The organism is Kitasatospora sp. NPDC059817 (assembly GCF_042731835.1).
Classification (GTDB): Bacteria; Actinomycetota; Actinomycetes; order Streptomycetales; family Streptomycetaceae; genus Kitasatospora.
This window is the reverse complement of sequence record NZ_JBHWIR010000011.1, coordinates 1-6806: the sequence shown is the minus strand read 5'-3', so window position 1 is coordinate 6806 and position 6806 is coordinate 1. Positions and strand designations below refer to the sequence as shown.

6 protein-coding genes and 1 tRNA gene are annotated in these 6806 nt (G+C 74.8%); 4 read left to right on the top strand and 3 right to left on the bottom strand.

The features are described 5' to 3' along the window. Positions 1-704 precede the first annotated feature (704 nt). A tRNA-Ala gene (locus tag ACFV61_RS04015) sits at positions 705-780 on the top strand. A 172-nt stretch (positions 781-952) separates the two neighbouring features. Here ACFV61_RS04015 and ACFV61_RS04010 read toward each other — a convergent pair. After that, positions 953-1510 (bottom strand): universal stress protein, encoded by a 558-nt coding sequence (locus ACFV61_RS04010; protein ID WP_380490009.1) that lies wholly within the window; start codon positions 1508-1510, stop codon positions 953-955. A gap of 166 nt (positions 1511-1676) precedes the next feature. Beyond that, positions 1677-2348 carry a TetR/AcrR family transcriptional regulator gene (locus ACFV61_RS04005; protein ID WP_063350252.1) on the bottom strand — a complete coding sequence of 224 codons (672 nt, stop codon included), beginning with the start codon at positions 2346-2348 and terminating at the stop codon, positions 1677-1679. A gap of 135 nt (positions 2349-2483) precedes the next feature. Between ACFV61_RS04005 and ACFV61_RS04000 the strand changes: the two genes are divergently transcribed. Continuing rightward, entirely contained in the window at positions 2484-3302 is an 819-nt protein-coding gene (locus tag ACFV61_RS04000) for an MOSC domain-containing protein (protein WP_380490006.1), read from the top strand. Between the two features lie 125 nt (positions 3303-3427). On the opposite strand, the gene ACFV61_RS03995 is transcribed toward ACFV61_RS04000, so the two are convergent. Further along, a complete protein-coding gene (locus tag ACFV61_RS03995) occupies positions 3428-3820 on the bottom strand; it encodes a ribonuclease (protein WP_380490004.1) in 393 nt (130 codons plus the stop codon). A 291-nt stretch (positions 3821-4111) separates the two neighbouring features. Between ACFV61_RS03995 and ACFV61_RS03990 the strand changes: the two genes are divergently transcribed. Both ACFV61_RS03990 and ACFV61_RS03985 read left to right on the top strand, forming a co-directional pair. Then, complete coding sequence (locus ACFV61_RS03990) at positions 4112-5737, top strand: carboxyl transferase domain-containing protein (RefSeq protein ID WP_380490001.1); 1626 nt, start codon at positions 4112-4114, stop codon at positions 5735-5737. 530 nt (positions 5738-6267) lie between these two features. Next, positions 6268-6663, top strand: coding sequence for a transglycosylase SLT domain-containing protein (locus ACFV61_RS03985; RefSeq protein ID WP_380427537.1), 396 nt, complete (start codon positions 6268-6270; stop codon positions 6661-6663). The last annotated feature ends 143 nt before the right edge of the window (positions 6664-6806 follow it).

The window sequence follows — 6806 nt, the reverse complement described above, 5'->3', positions numbered from 1 at the left end:
ATTGAAAGGCACCGGACCCCGTCCGACAATTGGAGCGCCAGGCCCGGATCGCACGGACTCTTCCTACTGAAAGTAGGACGTGCTCTGGTAGCACCACTGACGCCTGACGAGGAATCATCTCCCTCGCGACGAGAAGTACAGTACCAGCTCCGCGATCAGGCACCGAACCGGAGGCGAACCCCGCATGACGAGCGCTCAACCCGAGGCCATCCCGTACGCCGACGGGCGGCTGATGGACGTGCACCGCCCGCCCGCCGGCACCGTCGGGCCCGCGCCCGTCGTACTGCTGTGGCACGGCCGGGGCCCTGACGAGCGCGACGTGCTGCGGCCGCTCGCCCGGGAGGCCGCCGGGCTCGGCCTGCTGGTGCTCGTCCCGGACTGGCGCTCCGACCTGCCGGACGGCGGCCGCGCCGAACTGCTCGCCTCGCTCGCCCACGCCCGCCGCACCGCCGCCGCGTACGGCGGGGACCCGGACCGCCTGGTCCTGGCCGGCTGGTCGCTGGGCGGCCGGGAGGCCATAGCCGTGGCCACTCACCCGGACACCCCCGCCGAGCAGCGTCCCATCGCCGCCGTCGGCATCGCCTCCAGCTACGCCCGCCCGGCGATCACCACCGGGGACGCCCCCCTCGACCTGCTGGCCGAGCAGCCCTCCCCCGTCCCGCTCTGGCTGGTCCACGGCACGGGGGACGGGGTGCTGGACATCGAGCACACCCGGCAACTGAGCGCTGCTCTGGCAAAGCAGAGGTCGGCGGTACGGGTTCTCGAACCCGCCACCGACCACGCGGGCGTCGTCATGACCGTGTACGACGCAGGCGCCGACCGCTGCCTCCCCACCACCGCCGAAGCCGTGCTGCGCGCCGGCCGCCGGACCGCCGCCGTCCTCGCCGAGGCGGCCGGGCTGTCGTAGGTGGGCGGGCTGTCGTAGGCGGGCGGCGCCACGGGCGGGCGCGGCCTACCGCCCCTCGACGAGGGAGCGCAGGCCGTGGCCGCGTTCCATGGCCTCCAGGTCGCGCTGCAGCGGCGGCCGGGGGACGGCCAGGACGGGGCAGCTCGCGTGCCGGACGCAGTAGGCGGCGACGGAGGGGCGCAGCGCGCGGGAGAGGCAGCCGCGGCTGCTGCCGGCGCCGAGGACGAGCAGGTCGTCGGGGTGGTCGGCGAAGCGGACCAGGGTGTGTCCGGTGTCGCCGCGGACGGCCTGGCAGCGCAGCCGGACTCCGGCGTAGCGGCCGGCGAAGGCCTCGTCGAGGGCTTGCCGGAGCCGGGCGACGGCGGCGTCGCGGCCGGCGGTGATGGCGGCCGGGCAGGGTGTGCGGCGGTAGCCGATCTCTTCGCCGGGTGAGGTCCAGCAGAGGAGGGCGAGGACCTCGGCGTCGGTGCGGTGGGCTTCGGCGACGGCGTGGTGGAGGGCGGCGAGGCTGCCGAGCGAGCCGCTGACGCCGACGACGATCCGGCCCGCGCGGTCGGCCCGCTCCGCTGCCTCGTCCGCGCCGGATATCTCGCTGTCCGCCATGGTTCGCCCCGCCTCTCGGTCCGTACCGCCGTGCCGTGCTGTCGTCCTCCAGCAAAGCGGGCCGGCACCGCACCTCCGGCGCCCGTTGACACGCCTCTGACGCGCGCGCGGGCGTTCCGTACGTGTCCCTGATGCTCCGGGGCCGCTACGGCGTGGAGCAGCTCGCCTACGCCCCGGGTGGTTCGGCTTCCCAGAGGTCGGCGAACATCCGGTCGAGGTGTTCCTCGCCGATCGGGGGGACGGGCAGCGGGTGGATGGCCTGGGCGCGGAAGCCGTCGAGGAGCAGGGCGAGGTAGCGGCGCCAGAGGTCGGGGCGCAGGTCGGTGGTGGCGGGCAGGGCGCGGCAGAGCGGGCCGAGCAGGAAGAGCAGGTCCATGGCGACCACGTCGCGCCGCATGGTGCCCTGGTCCTGGGCGCGGGCGATGAGGGCGCCGACGGTGGCGGCGTTCCGGCGGCTGATCTCGATCATGCCGGGGATGGTGGGGATGGCCTGGGTGACGAGGTCGTTGATGCCCCGGTCCGCGGCGACGAGTTCGAAGATGCGCTCGAAGTAGCGTTCGAGGGCGGTCCAGGCGTCCGCGGCGGCGAGGGCTTCCTCACCGGCCCCGGCCAGGCCGACGGCGGCGTCGGCGAACACCTCGCCGATCAGCGCCTCACGGGTCGGGAAGTGGCGGTAGAGGGTGGCGTTGCCGACGCCGGCCTCCTTGGCGATCTGGTCCAGCGGGACGTCGAGGCCGTGCCGGGAGAACATGCCGCGGGCGGCGGCGAGCAGCAGATCGCGGTTGCGCTGGGCGTCGCGCCGGAGCCGTCCCGGGGGGTTCGCGCTGCTCGGTGCCATGTCCCGACCCTAGCAATCCCGGGGGCGGGCGGGCGGGCGGCGGTCGGGGGGCGGTCAACTACCCTACGGAGGCGTTGATTCCGCACGGGGTCCGCGGCGGCCCGCGAGGGGCCGCGGTGAGTCGAGGGGGCGGCCATGGCCGAAGTGGTGGAGTTGCGGTACTACCCGGTGAAGGGGTGTGCCGGGGTCGAGGTGGCGCGCGCGGAGCTGACTCCGGCGGGGCTGGCCCACGACCGGGCGTTCATGGTGGTGGACGAGGACGGGGTGTTCCGTTCCCAGCGCCGGGACCGCCTCCTGGCCACGGTCCGCCCGACGGTCGGGGAGGACGGCCGCCGGCTGACGCTCGACGCCCCGGGCGTGGAGCCGGTGACCGTCGCCGTGGACACCGAAGGTCCGCGCCGGGCGGTGCAGCTGTTCGGCGCCCCGTTCTTCGGGATCGACCAGGGCGAGGAGGTGGCCGGCTGGCTGTCCGGGGTGCTGGGTGTCCGCAGCCGGCTGGTCCGGGTGCCGCCGGAGCACGACCGGGTGTCCGACGGGCTGGTACCGGGCACGTCCGGCTACGCCGACAGCTGCGCGGTGCACCTGCTGTCCCGTGCGTCGCTGGAGCGTTTCAACGCGCTGAGCGGCGGACTCCCCATGTCGGTGGACCGGTTCCGCCCGAACCTGGTGGTGGACGGCTGGGACGAACCGCACACCGAGGACCTGACCCGCCGGATCACCGTGGGCGGCGCCGAGCTGGCCTACGCCAAGCTCGCGATCCGCTGCTCGGTGACGCTGGTCGACCAGTCGACGGGCGCCAAGGCCGGTCCGGAGCCGCTGCGGACGCTGGCCGGCTACCGCCGGGCGGCGGGCGGCGGGGTCGCGTTCGGCAGCAAGTTCGCGGTGCTGCGGCCCGGCACGCTGCGGGTCGGGGACGAGCTGGTGGTGGACGCCTGGGGGCCGTCCGAGCTCTGAGGCCGGTCGCGGCGGGCCGCCGGGGCGGGGGCCGCCCCTGGCGTTCCGGCGACCCCGGCGATCTTGCGGGCCCGGCGGCCCCGGCGGATACGTGCGCCGGGGCCGGGAGGGGCGTGGGGCGCGTGTCAGCAGCCCTGGTCGATCAGCGAGAACGTGACGTAGTGGTCACCGGTGTAGTAGTCCTCCTGGGTCGCCTGGCCGGTGATGATCCGGCGGGTGCCGCGGGTCGGGGCACCGGGCGTGATGACGGTGTACTCGTGGTAGTAGCCGTAGGACTGGCCGGGCAGGACGTGCTCCCTGTTCTGGAACACGACGCCGTCCTGGGAGTACGGGAACGGCCCGTCGGTGGCGATCAGGTTGAGGGTGTCGGTCGCCTCGGGCGGGAGGGCGGACAGACACACCGTGCCGCTCACGTCGGCGTGCGCCTCGGTGGCGACGGCGACGGGCGCGAGGGTCATCAGGGCGACGGCGGTGACGGCGGCAGCGCGGGTCTTCCACGCGCGTAGAGTGCGGGTCATGTCCACCAGTGTGACCAGCCACCGACAACTCCGGAAGCCCTGCGACAAACTATTAACCGACGGGTAACTCACGTGCCTGACCAGCGACTTGAGCCGTATCCCGACCCCGGCCCGAGCCCCGCCGGAGCCGTCCACGAACCGCCCGGACACCCCATGGGTCGACCGCCGTCGAACTAGCGACCTGACCGCTGTCGGCCTCCTCACAGCTTCCTCACGTTCGCTCCCCGCTCCAGTCGCGCCGCATAGAGTGACGGATCATGTCGGGCCGGAACGACCGCTGACGGGGTGGGCATGAACACGGGGACAACGGGCACGGACACGGGAACGGGCGCGGGAGCGCACCCGAGCCCGAGTGCGGGAACGGGCACGGGAACGGGCGCGCCGCTGACCGCGCGGCAGCTGATCGGACTGCTGGTCGACCCGGGCGCCTTCCAGGGCTGGGACGAGCCGCCGACCGACCCGCCCGCAGGCCCGCCCGCCGACCCCGGCTACCGCGCCTCGCTCGACCGGGCCCGCGCACGCACCGGTCTCGACGAGGCCGTCCTCACCGGCGCCGGCCTGGTCGGCGGGCGACCGGTGGCGCTGGTCGCCTCCGAGTTCGGCTTCCTCGGCGGCTCGATCGGCGTCGCCACCGCCGAGCGGATCACCCGCGCCGTCGAGCGCGCCACCGCCGAGCGGCTGCCGCTGCTCGCCCTTCCCGTCTCCGGCGGGACGCGCATGCAGGAGGGGTCGGCGGCCTTCCTGTGCATGCTGCGGATCACCGCCGCCGTCCAGGCGCACCGCGCGGCCGGTCTCCCCTATCTCACCTATCTACGGAACCCGACCATGGGCGGGGTCTTCGCCTCCTGGGGCACGCTCGGCCAGCTGGTGTTCGCCGAGCCGGGCGCCCGGCTCGGCTTCCTCGGCCCGCGCGTGTACGAGGAGCTGCGCGGCGTGGAACTGCCCCCGGACGTGCAGCGGGCGGAGACGCTCGCCGGGCGCGGTCTGGTGGACGCCGTCGTGCCGCCGCAGGAGCTGCGCGAGCTGGTCCGCCGCACGCTCGCCGTCCTCGCCACCACCGCGCCCGCCCCGGGCAGCGCCGACGCCGGCGGCACCGGCGCCCCCGGCCCCGACCACACCCCCGACCCCACCCCCGACAAGACCGCCGAACACCCCGACGCCTGGGATTCCGTGCGCCGCACCCGTCGCCCCGACCGCCCGGGCACCCGCGAGCTGCTGCGCCACACCGCTGAGGAACTGGTGCTGCTGGACGCCCCCGGCGGGCGGGACGGCGCGCTGGTCCGCGCCCTCGCCGTCCTCGGGGGTCGGCCGGTGCTGGTGGTCGGCCAGCAGCGGCAGACCCCGGAGCACGAGCGCCCGTTCACCGCCGCCGACCTGCGGGCCGTCCGGCGCACCGCGCGGGTCGCGGAGCAGCTGGGGCTGCCACTGGTCACGGTCGTGGACACGGCCGGGGCCGAACTGTCCGCGCAGGCCGAGCTGGACGGGATCGCGGTCGAGATCGCGCACTGCCTGACCACCCTGCTGGCGCTGCGCACGCCCGTCCTGGCGGTGCTGCTCGGCCAGGGCTCGGGCGGCGGCGCGCTGGCGCTGCTCCCGGCCGACCGGGTGCTCGCCGCCGGGCACGCCTGGCTGGCGCCACTGCCGCCGGAGGGCGCGTCCGCGATCGTCCACCGGGACGGCGGGCACGCCGCCGAGCTGGCCCGCTCCCAGGGCATCGGCGCGGGCCACCTGGCGGAGGTCGGGCTGGTGGACGAGGTGGTCGAGGAGCGGCCGGACGCGGCGGACGAGCCGGAGGCGTTCTGCGCACGGCTCGGACGGGCGGTCGGTGCCGCGCTCGGCGGGCTGGCGGCGCTGCCGGAGCCGGACCGCCTCACGGCGCGGGCCCTGCGTCACCGCCGCCTCGGCGATCTCCGCTGAACGTCGGCGACCGCCGCTGAACCCCTGGTGGGGGCCGTCGATCTCCGCCGCAGCCCGACGGTCTCCCCCGGGCCCCAGCGGGTGTGGCGCCGGTCTCAACGGGGCCGAGATCGTCTGTACCCAACGTGCCGGCCGCAGACCGGCGGGTGACGGCCGCAGCGGCCCAAACGGTGAGTGCGCTCACACCGGAATGCGGTCCACGACGGGCGATAGTGGCAGCTTCCGGGCACCCGCGCCACAGCCTGCCGACGGGGTGTTCGCACAGGTCACGACCGGTCGACGCGCCCCGCGCAGCCGACCCTTCGAATCCACGGCGGCCGCCCCCCGTACGACCGGAGGTCGTAACAAGGGGGTCTTGGCGGCGCCCGATCCGGCATGCCAACAATGGCTCAGTCGTCAGCCGCACCGGCACCTGTCCCGCCGGTAGCGACTTACTGCCAGGTCACGCCCCACGACCGTTTCGGCCCCTGTCCGGCCGTGGTCCAAGGCGGGGCGTGACCCGGCCCAACCTGATTGAGGTCCTGTTCTAGATGCCCACTTTCAAGCTCCGTATGCGCACTTCCGCCGCGATTCTCGCCGGCGCCGCCGGTCTGACCGCCCTGGGCGCGGGTGTGCTGCCCGCCACCGCGAACGCCGCCACCCTGTCCCCGCAGGCCGTGGCCGCCCAGATCGTCCCGGCGAACCAGCTGGCCTCCTTCAGCCAGATCATCGCCCACGAGTCCAGCTGGAACGTGACCGCGACCAACGCCAGCTCGGGCGCGTACGGCCTGGCCCAGGCGCTGCCGGGCTCCAAGATGGCGACGCACGGCTCCGACTGGAAGACCAACGCGACCACCCAGATCAAGTGGGCGCTGGACTACATGAACTCCCGCTACGGCAGCCCGAACGCCGCCTGGAACTTCTGGCAGGCCAACCACTGGTACTAAGCCGACCACCTCGGCTCACCGGACTCCACCCGCATCCTGACCACTCCCCCCTCACCCCGGGGGTCGGACAGGGATCACCGGGGTGACCCCAGAGGGCCCGGGCCCGCGCGATCCGCGTGGCCCCGGCCCTCTCTTGGTTCTCG